Genomic DNA, 13,960 nt, shown 5'->3' with positions numbered 1-13,960 from the left:
TCACTCATGTGTAGCAGGTCTGTAACAGGACTCCGGCAGGCTGTGCCTGACGGAGGGAGCGTTTCTGATGGGGTTTCTGAGGATACGTACGACGGTTGACGAGCGTCCGGGACGGCTGGCGTCACTGGCCGCCGCACTCGCCGAGAAAGGTGGCAACATCCTGGGCCTGAGCGTCCAATCCGACGCGGACGGCACCGTGGACGAGTTCATGGCCGAGATCCCCGCCGGGCCCGAGGCCGTGCGCGAGGCGCTGGAGGCGGCCGGCGGCCGGCAGGTCAAGGTCGTCGCCGCGACCGCCCACCAGCTCACCGACGAGCCCACCCGCGCGCTCCTGCTCGCCTCCCGCCTGCGCGCGATGCCCTGGCGCCTGCCCGAGCTGCTGGGAGAGCTGCTGCGCGCCGACGACTCCCGGTGGGTCTACGGTGCGGACATGAGCGACCTGCCGGACCCGACGCTGCTGACCGTGCCGGTGGCCCCGCGCCGCGCCATCCGGCTGCGCCGGGCGGAGCTGCCCTTCACGCTGACCGAGGCCGCCCGGGCCGCCGCCTTCGTACGGCTGGCGCAGCCCCCGCCCCACCGGCCGGCGGCCACCGAGCGGGCCGTCAAGCTGTCCGACGGCACCCAGACGCAGATCCGCCCGCTGACGCAGCTCTACCGCGAGGCGGTCCGCGACCTGCACGACCGCTGCTCACCCGAGGCGCGCCGGTTCCGCTACTTCACCTCGATGCCCATGCTGCCGCCCCGCGTCTTCGACCGGCTCTGCGACCGCACCCGCGGCCACTCCCTGGTCGCCGGGCACGACGGCCAGGTCATCGCGCTGGCCAACCTGATGTTCACCCCCGACCCCGGCATCGCCGAGATGGCCTTCCTGGTCGAGGACCGCTGGCAGGGCAGGGGCCTGGGCTCGGCGCTGGCCAGGATGATCGTCGGTGAGGCCCGTGACCTGGGCTTCGCCGAGGTCAGGGCCACCCTGCTGGCGGACAACGCGCGCATGCGCAGGCTCCTGGTCTCGCTGGGCGCGACCCTGGGCCACACCGAGGACCCCGGCGTGGTGGAAGCCAGGCTGGCCGTGGGTGTGATGGCGACGGCATCCCCGAGTTGAACCCATCACAGGTCCGCCCGGTCCGGGATCGCTCAGGGGCCCCGGACCGGGCGGGCGCTAGCCGTCGTCCCCCGGGTCCGGGTCCGGGTCCGCGGGCGCGCCCATGGCGTCCAGACGGCGCTCGATGCGGTCCAGGCTCTCCTGGATCCGATCCAGCCGCGCGTCGGCCGAGTGCGCGGCGCCGTGGAGGCCCTCCTCGGCGACCGGCGGGCGGTCGGGGCCGCCCCGCCCGATGAGCGTGAGCACCTGGGCGCGTACGGCCTCCAGCCGCGCGCCCCGCCCGGTGAGGACCTGGGCCGCGACGCCCTCGCCCTCGCGGATCAGGCCGAGCAGGATGTGCTCGGTGCCGATGTAGCCGTGGTGCAGGTTGAGGGCCTCCCGCAGGGACAGCTCCAGCACCTTCTTGGCCCGCGGGGTGAACGGGATGTGGCCGGGCGGGGTGTCGGCGCCCCGGCCGATGATCTCCTCGATCTCGTCGCGGACCTGTTCGCGGCTGATGCCGACGGCCCGCAGCGCGCGGTCGGCGGCGCCGTCCTCCCCGAGCAGGCCGAGCAGGATGTGCTCGGTGCCGATGTGGTCGTGGCCGAGCCGCCGGGCCTCCTCCTGGGCCAGGACCACGACACGGCGGGCACGGTCTGTGAAGCGCTCGAACACGAGTGGCCTCCGTGGGGGTGCCGGGTTCCTAGCACCCACTATGCGTCAGGTTTCCCGCGAAGGGAGGGGCATCCCGGTGCGGAATCCCGCTCCACCCGCCGGCGGGGTGCCCGCCGATCCGCCCGATTCCCGGCGCCCGCCGGTCGGGAGCCCGGCTGTCCTGGCAGGCCAACCATAGTCTCACATTTTTATGTGAGATTAAGGCGCTATCTCTACCGTGTGCCGACATGGCGTGCGTAGGGTCGCCCCATGACGATCGACGCCTTCATCGACCTGCTCCCCAAGGTCGAGCTCCACGTCCACCTGATCGGCTCCGCCTCCGTCCCCACCGTCCTGGAGCTGTCCCGGCGTCACCCCGGCAGCCGGGTGCCCACCGTGGAGGAGGAGCTCCGCGAGTTCTACGCCTTCCGCGACTTCCCGCACTTCTCCGAGGTCTACGGGGCGGTCAACGCCCTGGTCCGCGAGCCGGAGGACGTGGAGACGCTGGTGGTCGGCCTGGCCGGGGACCTGGCGGCGCAGAACGCGCGCTACGTCGAACTGACGGTCACCCCCTACGCCCACCATGTGGTGGGCATGCCCATGCGCGCGGTCACCGAGGCGCTCGACCTGGCCGCCCGGCGCGCGGCCGCCGAACACGGCGTCCGGGTCGGCTACATCTTCGACATCCCCGGCGAGTACGGGGCCGAGGCCGCCCGGGTGACACTGGACCATGCCCTTCAGGAACCTCCCCAGGGATTGGTAGGTTTTGGCCTGGCCGGTATCGAGCAGAAGCGCCCGCCGTACCGGGACGCCTTCAGAGACGCCTTCCGCGCCGCCACCGCCGCCGGGCTGCGCAGCCTCCCGCACGCGGGGGAGATGACCGGCCCGGAGACCATCTGGGAGGTCCTCGACGGGCTGGGTGCCGAGCGGATCGGCCACGGCATCGCCTGCCTGGACGACCCCCGCCTGGTCGCCCACCTCCGCGACACCCAGATCCCCCTGGAGGTCTGCCCCACCTCCAACGTCTGCACCGGCCAGGTCGCCCACATCAAGGACCATCCCCTGCCGCGCATGCTGGAGGAGGGGCTGTACGTCACCCTGAACAGCGACGACCCGCCCATGTTCGCCACCACCCTGAGCGAGGAGTATCGGGTCGCCGCCGAGGTCTTCGGTCTGGACCGGCGGGCGCTGGCGGCGCTGGCCCGCAACGCCGTCAACGCCTCCTGCCTGGACCCGTCGGGCAAGCGGGCGATCCTCGACGAGATCGACGCGCTGGACGGGGCCGGCTCCATGACCGGCCTCGGGGCCGAGGAGGGCAGGAACAGCGGCTGTCGCTGAGGACGACGACGACGGCGAGCCGGTGCCGCGTGGCGGTGAAGGGTCAGTGGAAGCGGCGGATGAAGGCCAGGGTGGTCTCGGCGACCTCGCGTCAGCCGCTGTCGACGGTCAGGGCGTGGCCGCGGCCGGGGAGCTCGACGATCTCTGTGACGGCCTTCTCGTTGCGGGACTGCTTGTTGTGGGCGGCGTTGGTGAGGGCCCACGGCACGGTGCGGTCCGCCCCGCCCCCGACGCCGCAGTGTCCACCGGCAACAAGGTCACGGCCGCCCTGGCGGTGCTGGCGTGCGCCGCCTGCTGCGCGCTGCCGCTGCTGATCGCCGCCGGGCTGCTCACCGCTGCCGGCCGGCGGCCCGGGTGCCGTGTGCTCCCGGCCGACCTGGTGCAATAACGCCCATGACGATCGTCCGCTCTCTGCTGTTGTTCGCCCTGGCCGCGCTGTTCGAGATCGGGGGCGCCTGGCTGGTCTGGCAAGGCGTGCGCGAGCAGCGCGGCCTGATCTGGATCGGCGGGGGCGTGATCGCGTTGGGCCTGTACGGGTTCGTCGCGACCTTCCAGAGCGACCCGAACTTCGGCCGCGTGCTGGCCGCTTACGGAGGCGTGTTCGTGGTCGGCTCCCTGGCGTGGGGCATGGTCGCCGACGGCTTCCGGCCCGATCGCTGGGACGTGATCGGGGCGCTGATCTGCCTGGCCGGAGTCTTGACGATCATGTATGCGCCGCGGGCCTGATGTCCTCTGGCTCATGAAGGTGAGCAAGCAGTGGCAGGAGCTGTCGCGGACAGTCGGTGATTGTCTGCGACAGCGTGAGTGCCGTCCGGGGAGAACACCCGCTGCGGCACCGGCGACTCCCGCCGCTTGTCTGCGACAGCGCTGGAGGGGACCCGTGGGGGCGGTTCACCGGCTCGGCTCGCGCCCGCAGGCGGCCGCGCTCAACGCGGCCGCCGAGGCGTTCCCGGCCACCATCGACAACGCCGACACTGCCCGCGCCTACGCCTGTCTCCGGTCGGCGGGGAGCCGGAGGTCAAGATGTTCCGCTTGCCGTGTTTCGAGGGTCGGCCGGGGCGGCGAGCATGCCGCGCAGGCCTTCGGCATAGCTGGCCGCATCGAGCTTGAGCAGTGCTCTTTGGACGATGAACCCGTGGATGCTGCCGAGCAGGACATTGGCCAGGTGTTCCGGTGACACCTGGCCGGAGACGAGGCCACGGTGCTGGTGGGCTCCGACGAGTTGGACGAACCACTGTCTGACGGGTGCGATGGCCTCGGCGAAGAGTGGACTCCTGGCGTCACTGGCGAGCCCCGGGCCGTGCTGGTCTGGATCCACGGCTCCGGCTGGCTCAGCGGCGCCAGCGCCTGGCCCGGCTACCACGGCCGTAACCTGCCGTCGCCGAGGACATCGTCGTCGTCACGCCGGACTACTGGCTCGGTCCGCTGGGCTTCCTGTGTGTCCCGGGCATCGCCGAGGGCAACATGGGTTTTCTGGACGCGATCTCGGCGCTGCGCTGGGTACAGGAGAACATCGCCGACTTCGGTGGCGACCCCGGCCGCGTCACCGTGGCGGGTCAGTCCGGAGGCGCGGTGACCGCCGTGGCGCTCCTGAGTTCTCCCGTGGCGACAGGCCTGTTTCATCGGGTCTTCGCCCAGAGCGGACCTGTCGGCATTGAGATGCCGTCCCGGGACGGAGCCGAACAGGTCGCGGAGGAGTATCTGCGTCTCCTGGGCCTGAGTGTCGCGACGGCCCACCGCTCGCGGGACCTTCCGGTCGAAGAGCTGGTCATCGGATACCAGCGGCTCGTCGCCGACGGTGGCCGGCGACGCATCGGCGCCCCGGCCCCGCCGATGCATCCGATTGCCGGTGCCCCAGGGCTGCCTGGGCCTGTTCTGCCCGCCGTCGCCGTCGCCGCCGGCGCCGCCCCCGGCGTCGACGTCCTGATCGGCGCCACCGCCGAGGAGATGAACCCGTTCCTGGCTATCGACCCCGCGTCCGCGGCCATTACCCGGGATACGGTCCTGCGACTCGTTCAACGCCTGGCGCCCGCCGCGGCCCCACAGGTGGTCTATGGCCACTACGCGGCCCGGCGGCCGGGCGCGTCCGCGTCTCAAGTCCTGGCCGATGTCACCACCGATCGCCTAGTCAGGTTTCCGGCCCTTCAGGTCGCCGAGGCGCGTGCGCGTCACGGTCATCCGGGCTCCGTCTACCAGGTGGACTGGAGATCACCGGCCCTCGGTGCCTGCCATATCGTGGACATTCCGCTGCTGTTTGACAATCTTCCTGCCTGGTCGGCGTCCCCCATGTTCCGCGGTGTCGACTTGGCCGGCGTCGAACCGATCGGCGACGCCTTCCGGCGGGCCGTGGCAGCCTTTGTCCGCACCGGGAATCCGAACGCCCCGGGCGTCCCGGTGTGGGAGGCGTACACCGAACCGCGCCGCTGCACGATGCGCTTCGACACGTTCGTCACCGCAGCGAACGCCGCCTGTTGGCCCCATCCCGCCGATATTCGTCGGAAAGCACCGAGACCAGCCGCGACGACTCATGAACATCTCGCGGCCGACCACCGAAACCGACGGTCCGAGTCCGCTCCCCGATGATCTCGATTCGACACCCGGATCCGCCATCTCGCCGAGGTGGCGGCTGGCTGTCCTCATCGCCGTACTGCCTGCTGTGGCAGTTCTGATCTCCGGGTTCCTCACGGGCGCATCCGTCAGCGACATGCAGCCGCACGCCGTGCCGCCCGGCATCGCTCGCGGCTTTCAGCACACCACCTACCGCGCCACCGGTTCCGCCGTCACCACCGGCATCCAAGGCCCCGATGCCCGAGAACGCGTCAACCAGCTCCGCAACGCACCGGCCAAGCTCCATCGCCCAGCACGGCTGGACCGCCTGCGACGGATCCCACCGACTTGCACCCCTCCCTTGGCGGGAGTTTCCGGCCGGATATGACCAGCACCCCTGGTTGACGGCTGGGTTATCCGGTCATCTCGCCCGGCCCGCTCCACGCCGCCTCCGCACAGCGGAGGCGGGCTGCCTCGGCCGGTGTGGCGTCACGGACCTCATAACCGTTCTGCCCGTCATGCCCCAGGACCGTCACGAGGCCGGTGACCAGCACCTTTCCGCTCATGGTGTCGTGGCAGACGACGCGTCGGTCGACACCGAAGGTTTCGCGGGCAGGCCGATCGGCGTAGTCCCAGCGCCAGCCCCGGTAGGTGCCGCCCAGCTGCGGCTCGTACGCCTGGATGTCAGCGGTGAAGGTGACGTCGTCCGGGTTCAGAATCTCGGCGGCGTGCAAGCGCGCGGCAAGGTCCCGGGCCCGCTCCTCACGCCATTCGGGAGCCCACTGCTCGACCGTTTCCGGCAGACGGTGCCAGTGGCCGACGATCTGCGGGTATTTCCTGACGAGCTCGGTCAGCCAGTTCGGCCAGCCCTCGCGTTCGGCGATGGCGGTCACCTCCCGCTCCGCCATGGTCGCCTGCCACCGGTCGAAGGGCGTGTCCGGCGGCAAACCCTGGGCCACCAGGAAGTCGGCCATGGTTGTCCCCTGGCGGACGAGGTGCTCGTTCAGGGCCGCCTGCCGCCGGCCGATCCGCGCCGCGGGCCAGTGCTCGGCCGTGGAGACCGGCACTTCGACCGGGCGCGCCTGTCGGCCGTCCGCCCTGTCGGGACGCGTGTGCCGGGCCGGGTCGAAGACGTCTCGGATCGGCCAGAACCTGATCAACCACCGCTCGGGCGCGCGCTCGTCCCACGCCCGCTCGAACTGTTCCTCGGAGATGAACTCCGGCACCTCCCCACCCTTCTGGGTGTGCGCGGTGACGCCGTACAGGAAGTGGGGCGGGCCGATGATCAGTTGCCCGGTCGCCTCATCGGCCAACGACCCCACGGTCACGGACCCGGTGCCGCCCTCGATGGCGGTGTCCTCAACCAGCAACCACGGAGCCCCGGGATCGGACGGCCGCCTATCCCACGCCTCCAGCCGGATGGCTGCGGGGTGGTCTTCGCCGTCGGGGCTTTCCAGCAGGAGATCGCCGTCGTTGCCTTCGAAGAAGACCGCCAGCTCCCCGAACTCCACCCAGGTCTCGTCATCGCGACCGCGTAGCAACCGCGCCATCGGCCCCGCCTTCCTGCCGCCGTCCATTGATCAACGGGATCGGAGCATAGAGGACGGCGACGACAGAACGCCGACGGCCGGACACCCAGGTGACCAGGACGGCCGGGCCTGGGGCCGGGAGCAGGAAGCCCACCAGCCCGGCGGCCAAGCGCCGGCACCGAGACGATCACAACCACGGCCGTCATCATTCGGCGTCGACGGTGCCGAGCCGGATCCTGCGGCGCGGCCTGATCGGCGGGCACCGGACCCGTCCACGCCCGCCAAAGGTGATCAATGGGCACAGCGGTGGACTCTCCCACCGTGGGAGAGTCCATCATGATGACGTGCAAGACGGACTTCTCACCACCGGGCCCTACGCCCAGTTGCCCCTGGCCTGCAACGCGATCTTCGCCGCCATCCACGAGCGCGGACTGCGCCCGCAGGCGCCCGTACGTGGGGCCTGCGCCGTCGGGCCGGCAGCGGCGCCGCAAGCAGAACTGATGAACCGGCTGATCGTCCCCGTCCAGGAGAGCACGGCATGACCACGGTGAAAGACATCGACGCCCGCGGTATGCAGCACTGCGAGACGACGGCTCTGGGGGTGCTGCTGCGGCACCAAGGGCTCGATCTGTCCGAGCCCATGCTCTTCGGCCTCGGCTCCGGTCTGTCCTTCATCTACTGGGACGGCAAGAACATGGGCTTCCCCTTCCTCGGGGGACGGGTCAAGCCTTTCGACCTCACCAGAAACCTGGCCACCAGACTCGGGCTGGAGCTCCTGGTCCAGGAGACCACTTCCCCTCGCAGGGCATGGGAGAACGCGGCAGCCCCCATCGACGCCGGCCGCCCCGTCGGGCTGCAGCTCGACAGCTACCACCTGGATTACTTCGGGTCGAAGGTGCGCTTCGGCGGTCATGTCGTCGCCATGTACGGCTATGACGACCACGACGCCTACCTGGTGGACACCGCCCAGCAAGGCGGAGCGGTGTCCACCAGCCTGACCAGCCTCGCCCAGGCCAGGGCCGCGCGCGGCCCGATGACCGCCAAGCACCGGTCCTTCACCCTCACCGTTCCGGGGAACCTGCCCGCCCCGCAGGACCGGATCATTCCCGCCATCACCGCCTGCGCCGACGCTTTCCTCAACCCGCCCATCGCCAACCTGGGTCACCGTGGCATCGAGAAGGCCGGGAAGCTGGTACGCACATGGCTGCAGCGGACCGACAACCCGCAACGGGACCTGCCTCAGGCCGCCCTCTTGATGGAGAAGGCCGGCACCGGCGGCGCCCTGTTCCGTAATCTCTACCGCGACTTCCTCGCCGACTGCACCCAACTGCTCGACAGCGGCCACCTGCGCACCGGCCACGGGCTGTACGCCGAGGCAGCCACCCTGTGGACGGGAGCCGCAGCGTTGATCGCAGAAGCCGGTGAATCAGGCGATGCGCGGTATCTCGCACAGGCGGGCACCGTCCTGTGTGATCTTTCACGCATAGAGCGCGAGGCCATGCAGGCGCTGAGCTGCCTGCGGGAGTGAGCCGCCAAGCGGATCCAGCTCTGCCGGTCCTCAAAAACCTCCGCTATCGGAAGAGCTCTCTTCTCACAGCTCCCGGCCTGCTTCGAGCATCGACGGCTCCGAGGAGGCAGGGATCATTTCCGGCGCCCTCCTGGCGCCACGCGACGCCGGGGGAGGCCGGTATCCGAATCCGGTCGTGGGCCAGGGAGGGCTCAGGGGGAGGAGACAGGGAGGGCTCAGGGGGAGGAGAGCCGTCCCAGGGACGAGGGGATCTTCGAGGCGGACGCCCTGTCCAGCAGGAACAGCGTCCCCTGCCGGCCGCGCGCACCCGCCGCCGGGACCTGCACCGGACCCGAGTCCGACAGCGCCAGCCGTACGGCTCCCGCCTTCTCCTCGCCGGCGGCGATCACCCACACCTCACGTGCCCCCTGGATGACCGGCAGCGTGAGCGAGATGCGGGTGGGCGGAGGCTTGGGAGCGCCGTGCACCGCCACCACCGGGCGCGTCTCGTACAGGGCCGGCATACCCGGGAACAGCGAGGCCACGTGGCTGTCCGGGCCCATGCCCAGCATCATGACGTCGAACGACGGCGCCGGGCCGTGGTCTTCCGGGCGTGCGGCCTGGCGCAGCTCCTCGGCGTAGGCCTCGGCGGACTCCTCGGCGGTCATGCCCGAATCGGGGCCGCGCATCACGTGGACGCGGGCGGGGTCGACGTCGACGTGGTCGAGGAGGGCCTTGCGGGCGCCGGTCTCGTTGCGCTCGGGGTGGCCGGAGGGCAGGAAGCGCTCGTCGCCCCACCAGATGTCCAGGTTGCGCCAGTCGATGGCGTCGCGGGCGGGGCTGGCGGCGATCTCGGCCAACGTGGCGATGCCGATGGTGCCGCCGGTCAGCACCAGCGAGGCCGAGCCCTTGCCCGACTGCACGTCGACGGTGCGGGTGATCACTCGGGCGGCGGCGGCCTTGGCGAGCATGTCGGCGTCACGGTGGATGATCACGGTGGGAACGCTCACGGGGACTTCTCTCTCAAGGGGCTTTCGATGAAAAGGAGCGCCCCGCGGACGACCGCGGGGCGCTCACAGGTCAGGACCTGTGCGTCCGGGCGAGCCGCCGGATCGCGGCCTCGTAGATCTCGTCGGGGTCCAGCCGTCGGAGCTCCTCGGCGAGCAGCTCCGACGTCGGGCGGCGGATCAGGGCGACCCGCCGGTCCGGCTGGCCCGGCCGGGACAGGGTGGCCAGGCGGCCGTCGCCCCGGTTGATGGAGATGTCGCCGTCGGGGGTGACCAGCTTGACCGCGGTCAGGCCGGGACCCGCCGACTCGGAGACCTTCACCTGGGCGCCCAGGCGCTCGCTGAGCCAGGCCCCCAGCAGAAGGGCGCTGGCGTGGCCGGGCACCGCCTCCACCTCGCCCTTCTTGACCTTGCCCACCGTCTGGTCGAACGCGGCGGCCAGCAGGCTCCGCCACGACGTCAGCCGGGTCCAGGCCAGGTCGGTGTCGCCGGGGACGTAGCCCCGGGCCCGGCTGGTGATCGCCTGCACCGAGTCGGCCGCCGACCGGGCGTCGACGATGCGGCGCTGGGCGAGCATGCCGATCGGGTCCTTGGCGGGCACCTCCGGGCAGTCGCCCGGCCACCAGGCCACCACCGGGGTGTCGGTGAGCAGCAGCGGCCCGACCACCGATTCGGCGTGCTCGGTGAGCTCGCCGTACAGGCGCAGCAGGATCACCTCGCCCGGGGTGGACTCGCCGAAACGCAGCTCGGCGTCGAGCCGGTTGGGCTCCTGCGGGTCGCGGGGGATGACGACCAGTATCCGGGAGGGATGCTCCCTGGCCGCCTCGGTCGCGGCCCGGACCGCGTCGTACTGGTTGCTCTCGTCGCTGATCACCACCAGGGTCAGCACCATGCCGACCGCGGGGGTGCCCATCTGGTGGCGCAGCTGGGTGAGCTGTGAGGAGATCTTCGACGCGGTCGTGTCGCTGAGCATGAAGCTCGCCATTTACAACCTCCTCCACGCGTGTCCGTCGCGGGCCATCATCTCGTCGGCCGACTTGGGACCCCAGGTGCCCGCCGGATACTCCTCCGGCGGTCCCTGGGAGGCCCAGAACTCCTCGATCGGGTCGAGGATCTTCCACGACAGCTCGACCTCGCGCTGGTGCGGGAAGAGCGGCGGGTCGCCGATCAGCACGTCCAGCAGCAGCCGCTCGTAGGCCTCGGGGGAGGACTCCATGAACGACTCGCCGTAGGCGAAGTCCATCGAGACGTCCCGGACCTCCATGGCGGTGCCGGGCACCTTGGAGCCGAACCGCACCGTGATGCCCTCATCCGGCTGGACCCGGATGACCAGGGCGTTCTGCCCCAGGATCTCGGTGTCGTCCTTGCTGAAGGGCAGGTGCGGCGCGCGCTGGAACACCACGGCTACCTCCGTCACCCGGCGGCTCAGCCGCTTGCCGGTGCGCAGGTAGAAGGGCACCCCGGCCCAGCGCCGGTTGGCGATCTCCAGCTTGATGGCGGCGTAGGTCTCGGTGATGGAGTCCGGCGAGATGCCCTCCTCCTGCGTGTAGCCGACGACCGGTTCGCCACCCTGCCAGCCCGCCGCGTAGCGGCCGCGCGCGGTGGCCTCCGCCAGGTCGTGCGGCAGCCGCACGGCCTTGAGGACCTTCTCCTTCTCCCGGCGCAGCGAGTTGGCCTCGAACGACGTCGGGTCCTCCATCGCCACCAGGGCCAGCAGCTGGAGCAGGTGGTTCTGGATCACGTCCCGGGCCGCGCCGATGCCGTCGTAGTAACCCGCCCGGCCGCCGATGCCGATGTCCTCGGCCATCGTGATCTGGACGTGGTCGACGTAGCTCCGGTTCCAGATCGGCTCGAACAGGTTGTTGGCGAAGCGCAGCGCCAGGATGTTCTGGACGGTCTCCTTGCCCAGATAGTGGTCGATGCGGAACACCGAGCTCTCCGGGAAGACCGCGCTGGTGATCGCGTTGAGCTCCTGGGCGCTCTTCAGGTCGTGCCCGAAGGGCTTCTCGATCACCACCCGGCGCCAGGACCCCTCGGGGCCGTGCGCCAGCCCGGTCCGCTTGAGCTGCTCGACCACGACCGGGAAGAACTTCGGCGGGACCGACAGGTAGAAACCGTAGTTGCCGCCGGTGCCCCGGGTCTGGTCGATCTCCTTGAGCATCATGGCCAGCGCGTCGAACGCGCCGTCGTCGGTGAACTCGCCCGGGCAGAAGAAGATGCCCTCCGACAGCTGCTTCCAGACCTCCTCGCGGAAGGGCGTGCGCGCGTGCTCCTTGACGGCGTCATGGGTGAGCTGCGCGAAGTCCTGGTCCTTCCAGTCGCGGCGGGCGAAGCCGACCAGGGAGAAGCCCGGGGGCAGCAGCCCCCGGTTCGCCAGGTCGTAGATCGCCGGCAGCAGCTTCTTGCGCGCCAGGTCGCCCGTCACGCCGAACAGCACCAGCACGCACGGTCCCGCCACCCGCGGCAGCCGCTTGTCGCGCGGGTCGCGCAGCGGGTTGGCCCGCACCACCTCCTCGGTGGTGGCGGCGGTCGCGGCCGCCGAGGCGACGGTCACCGACTCCTCGGCGTGCGCCCCGGCCGCCGGCAGGCCGTCGGCCTGCGCGGCGTCCGGCGGGGTGGTCTCGGGCTCGGCCGTGTCTGCCTGCGCCGTCGAGCGTTCCTTGGCCATTCAGACCTCCCGCGCTGCCGCGAGCAGGCGCGCGACGCCGGCCGCGCGATCGGTCAGGTGCAGCCGTACGGTGGGACGCCCGCGCTTGGCCAGCGCGCCCTGGTCTCCCAGAGCCTGCGCGAGCTGGAGGCGGCCCAGGGTGTAGGGCCTGCCGGGCACCTCGACGTCCTCCTCCACGGCCCCGGTGATCTGCAGGAACACGCCGTTCTGCGGACCGCCCTTGTGGTACTGGCCGGTGGAGTGCAGGAACCGGGGACCCCAGCCGAAGGTGATCGGCCGCTCGGTCCGGACCGCGAGCTGCGCGCGCAGCGTGGCCGGGTCGGCCGCGCTCCACGCGTCGGTCATCTCCTCGAACGAGGCGCCCTCGGCGTGGGGGGCGTCGAAGGCCGCCTCCCGGTCGAGGTAGGCCATGATCGCGAGATAGCCGTCGCCGGGGACGGCCTCCAGCAGCTGGGTGAACACCTCGGACAGGTCCTTGGGGGCCTCCGAGCCGGGCAGCTCGCCGTAGACCTCGACCGGGCCGTCGACCAGGATCGGGGCGCCGACCGGCAGCTCCGTGCGGTCCAGCAGCTCGCCGGTGTTCTCCTTGGACTCGGCCACGTTCGGCTGGTCGAACGGGTTGATGCCCAGGACCCGGCCGGCGACGGCGGTGGCGTACTCCCAGACGAGGAACTGCGCGCCCAGCGGACCGCTGACGGTCAGGGCGCCGTCGGAGTCGATCCCGGCGACCAGCTCGTCCTCGGCATCGCCCGGATCGGCGCCGACGATCGGCAGGATGCCCTTGCCGTTCTTGCCGGTGGACTCGGCGACCAGCTGCTCGATCCAGTCGGGCAGACCGTTGATCTCCGAGAGGCTGTCCTCCAGCACGAGCTTGTCGCGGCCGGCGACCGCGGCGGCGCCCAGGGCGGCGCCGAGGTCCAGGCCGGGGTTGCCCTCGGCCTGCGCGAGCAGCGGCTGCACCGCGGCCGCGTCGTCCAGCAACCGCTGGACGTCGGCTCCGGCCAGCGCGCTGGGCACCAGGCCGAAGGCCGACAGGGCGCTGTAGCGGCCGCCCACGTCGGGGTCGGCCAGGAAGACCCGGTAGCCCGCCTCCGCGGCGGCCTGCTCCAGCGGCGAGCCCGGGTCGGTGACCACGACGATCCGCTCGGCCGGGTCGATCCCCGCGTCGCGGAAGGCCTTCTCGTAGATCCGCCGGTGGCTGTCGGTCTCGACCGTGCCGCCGCTCTTGCTGGCGACCACCACGACCGTGCGCTCCAGGCGGTCCTCCAGCGCCCTGCGCACCTGACCGGGGTCGGTGGTGTCGAGCACGGTCAGCGGCACGTCGGCGGTGGCGCAGATGACCTCCGGGGCGAGCGAGGAGCCGCCCATGCCCGCCAGGACCACGTGGTCCAGGCCCTCCGCGCGGACCCGCTCGACGAGCTTGCCGATCTCCGGCAGCAGCTCCCGGCTGGTCTGCGGGAGGCTGAGCCAGCCCAGGCGGATCGCCGCCTCGGGCTGGGCCTCCGGACCCCACAGGGCGGGGTCGCCGGCGGCCAGGGCCGCGGGCACCCCTTCGGCGGCCAGCCGCCGGGCCGTCTCAGCGGCCTGTTCGGCCAGGCGCTCCTCGCTGAACGTCACGGACACTGACAT

Annotated in this window: 14 protein-coding genes and 1 pseudogene; 8 read left to right on the top strand and 7 right to left on the bottom strand. The window is 71.4% G+C overall.

Annotated elements, in window-relative coordinates:
• Positions 1-67 precede the first annotated feature (67 nt).
• Entirely contained in the window at positions 68-1,102 is a 1,035-nt protein-coding gene (locus ACZ6R6_RS11240; protein ID WP_470092275.1) for a GNAT family N-acetyltransferase, read from the top strand.
• A 117-nt stretch (positions 1,103-1,219) separates the two neighbouring features.
• Here the strand turns inward: ACZ6R6_RS11240 and ACZ6R6_RS11235 are convergent.
• A pseudogene (locus tag ACZ6R6_RS11235) lies at positions 1,220-1,756 on the bottom strand (Clp protease N-terminal domain-containing protein); the annotation flags it as partial.
• 249 nt (positions 1,757-2,005) lie between these two features.
• Between ACZ6R6_RS11235 and add the strand changes: the two are divergent.
• The 3 genes from add to ACZ6R6_RS11220 all read left to right on the top strand — a co-directional run bounded on the left by add (position 2,006) and on the right by ACZ6R6_RS11220 (position 3,799).
• A complete protein-coding gene (gene add, locus ACZ6R6_RS11230; protein ID WP_470092273.1) occupies positions 2,006-3,073 on the top strand; it encodes an adenosine deaminase in 1,068 nt (355 codons plus the stop codon).
• Positions 3,074-3,311: 238 nt separating this feature from the next.
• Entirely contained in the window at positions 3,312-3,461 is a 150-nt protein-coding gene (locus ACZ6R6_RS11225) for a hypothetical protein (protein WP_470092271.1), read from the top strand.
• Between the two features lie 5 nt (positions 3,462-3,466).
• Positions 3,467-3,799, top strand: a complete 333-nt coding sequence (locus ACZ6R6_RS11220; protein WP_470092269.1) for a YnfA family protein — start codon at positions 3,467-3,469, stop codon at positions 3,797-3,799.
• Positions 3,800-4,091: 292 nt separating this feature from the next.
• Here ACZ6R6_RS11220 and ACZ6R6_RS11215 read toward each other — a convergent pair whose 3' ends face one another.
• A complete protein-coding gene (locus ACZ6R6_RS11215; protein ID WP_470092267.1) occupies positions 4,092-4,391 on the bottom strand; it encodes a hypothetical protein in 300 nt (99 codons plus the stop codon).
• Between the two features lie 71 nt (positions 4,392-4,462).
• On the opposite strand from ACZ6R6_RS11215, the gene ACZ6R6_RS11210 reads away from it, so the two are divergent.
• Positions 4,463-5,656: a carboxylesterase family protein gene (locus ACZ6R6_RS11210; protein ID WP_470092355.1), complete on the top strand. Its 1,194-nt coding sequence runs from the start codon at positions 4,463-4,465 to the stop codon at positions 5,654-5,656.
• Positions 5,657-5,729: 73 nt separating this feature from the next.
• The gene (locus ACZ6R6_RS11205; RefSeq protein ID WP_470092265.1) at positions 5,730-6,008 is read left to right on the top strand and encodes a hypothetical protein; all 279 of its coding nucleotides are present in this window, start codon (positions 5,730-5,732) and stop codon (positions 6,006-6,008) included.
• A 25-nt stretch (positions 6,009-6,033) separates the two neighbouring features.
• Here the strand turns inward: ACZ6R6_RS11205 and ACZ6R6_RS11200 are convergent, their stop codons facing one another.
• Positions 6,034-7,197, bottom strand: a complete 1,164-nt coding sequence (locus tag ACZ6R6_RS11200; RefSeq protein ID WP_470092263.1) for a hypothetical protein — start codon at positions 7,195-7,197, stop codon at positions 6,034-6,036.
• Between the two features lie 296 nt (positions 7,198-7,493).
• Here ACZ6R6_RS11200 and ACZ6R6_RS11195 point away from each other — a divergent pair, with 296 nt between their 5' ends.
• Both ACZ6R6_RS11195 and ACZ6R6_RS11190 read left to right on the top strand, forming a co-directional pair.
• Entirely contained in the window at positions 7,494-7,691 is a 198-nt protein-coding gene (locus tag ACZ6R6_RS11195) for a hypothetical protein (RefSeq protein ID WP_470092261.1), read from the top strand.
• The gene (locus ACZ6R6_RS11190; protein WP_470092259.1) at positions 7,688-8,677 is read left to right on the top strand and encodes a BtrH N-terminal domain-containing protein; all 990 of its coding nucleotides are present in this window, start codon (positions 7,688-7,690) and stop codon (positions 8,675-8,677) included. Before ACZ6R6_RS11195 ends, ACZ6R6_RS11190 begins: the two co-directional genes overlap by 4 nt.
• 215 nt (positions 8,678-8,892) lie before the next feature.
• Here ACZ6R6_RS11190 and pgl read toward each other — a convergent pair whose 3' ends face one another.
• The 4 genes from pgl to ACZ6R6_RS11170 all read right to left on the bottom strand — a co-directional run bounded on the left by pgl (position 8,893) and on the right by ACZ6R6_RS11170 (position 13,960).
• A complete protein-coding gene (pgl, locus tag ACZ6R6_RS11185; RefSeq protein WP_470092258.1) occupies positions 8,893-9,666 on the bottom strand; it encodes a 6-phosphogluconolactonase in 774 nt (257 codons plus the stop codon).
• Positions 9,667-9,736: 70 nt separating this feature from the next.
• Positions 9,737-10,648 carry a glucose-6-phosphate dehydrogenase assembly protein OpcA gene (locus tag ACZ6R6_RS11180; protein ID WP_470092256.1) on the bottom strand — a complete coding sequence of 304 codons (912 nt, stop codon included), beginning with the start codon at positions 10,646-10,648 and terminating at the stop codon, positions 9,737-9,739.
• A complete protein-coding gene (gene zwf / locus ACZ6R6_RS11175; protein WP_470092254.1) occupies positions 10,649-12,331 on the bottom strand; it encodes a glucose-6-phosphate dehydrogenase in 1,683 nt (560 codons plus the stop codon).
• Positions 12,332-13,960 carry a glucose-6-phosphate isomerase gene (locus ACZ6R6_RS11170; protein ID WP_470092252.1) on the bottom strand — a complete coding sequence of 543 codons (1,629 nt, stop codon included), beginning with the start codon at positions 13,958-13,960 and terminating at the stop codon, positions 12,332-12,334. It lies immediately after the preceding gene.

The organism is Streptosporangium sp. NPDC048886 (assembly GCF_055586905.1).
This window is presented reverse-complemented; position numbering and strand designations above follow the sequence as displayed.

Bases quoted from the DNA above. Each gene is read 5' to 3' on its own strand.
- ACZ6R6_RS11240 (WP_470092275.1), top strand. From the start codon at position 68: ATGGGGTTTCTGAGGATACGTACGACGGTTGACGAGCGTCCGGGACGG.
- add (WP_470092273.1), top strand. From the start codon at position 2,006: ATGACGATCGACGCCTTCATCGACCTGCTCCCCAAGGTCGAGCTCCAC.
- ACZ6R6_RS11220 (WP_470092269.1), top strand. From the start codon at position 3,467: ATGACGATCGTCCGCTCTCTGCTGTTGTTCGCCCTGGCCGCGCTGTTC.
- ACZ6R6_RS11200 (WP_470092263.1), bottom strand. From the start codon at position 7,197: ATGGACGGCGGCAGGAAGGCGGGGCCGATGGCGCGGTTGCTACGCGGT.
- ACZ6R6_RS11190 (WP_470092259.1), top strand. From the start codon at position 7,688: ATGACCACGGTGAAAGACATCGACGCCCGCGGTATGCAGCACTGCGAG.
- ACZ6R6_RS11180 (WP_470092256.1), bottom strand. From the start codon at position 10,648: ATGGCGAGCTTCATGCTCAGCGACACGACCGCGTCGAAGATCTCCTCA.
- zwf (WP_470092254.1), bottom strand. From the start codon at position 12,331: ATGGCCAAGGAACGCTCGACGGCGCAGGCAGACACGGCCGAGCCCGAG.
- ACZ6R6_RS11170 (WP_470092252.1), bottom strand. From the start codon at position 13,960: ATGTCAGTGTCCGTGACGTTCAGCGAGGAGCGCCTGGCCGAACAGGCC.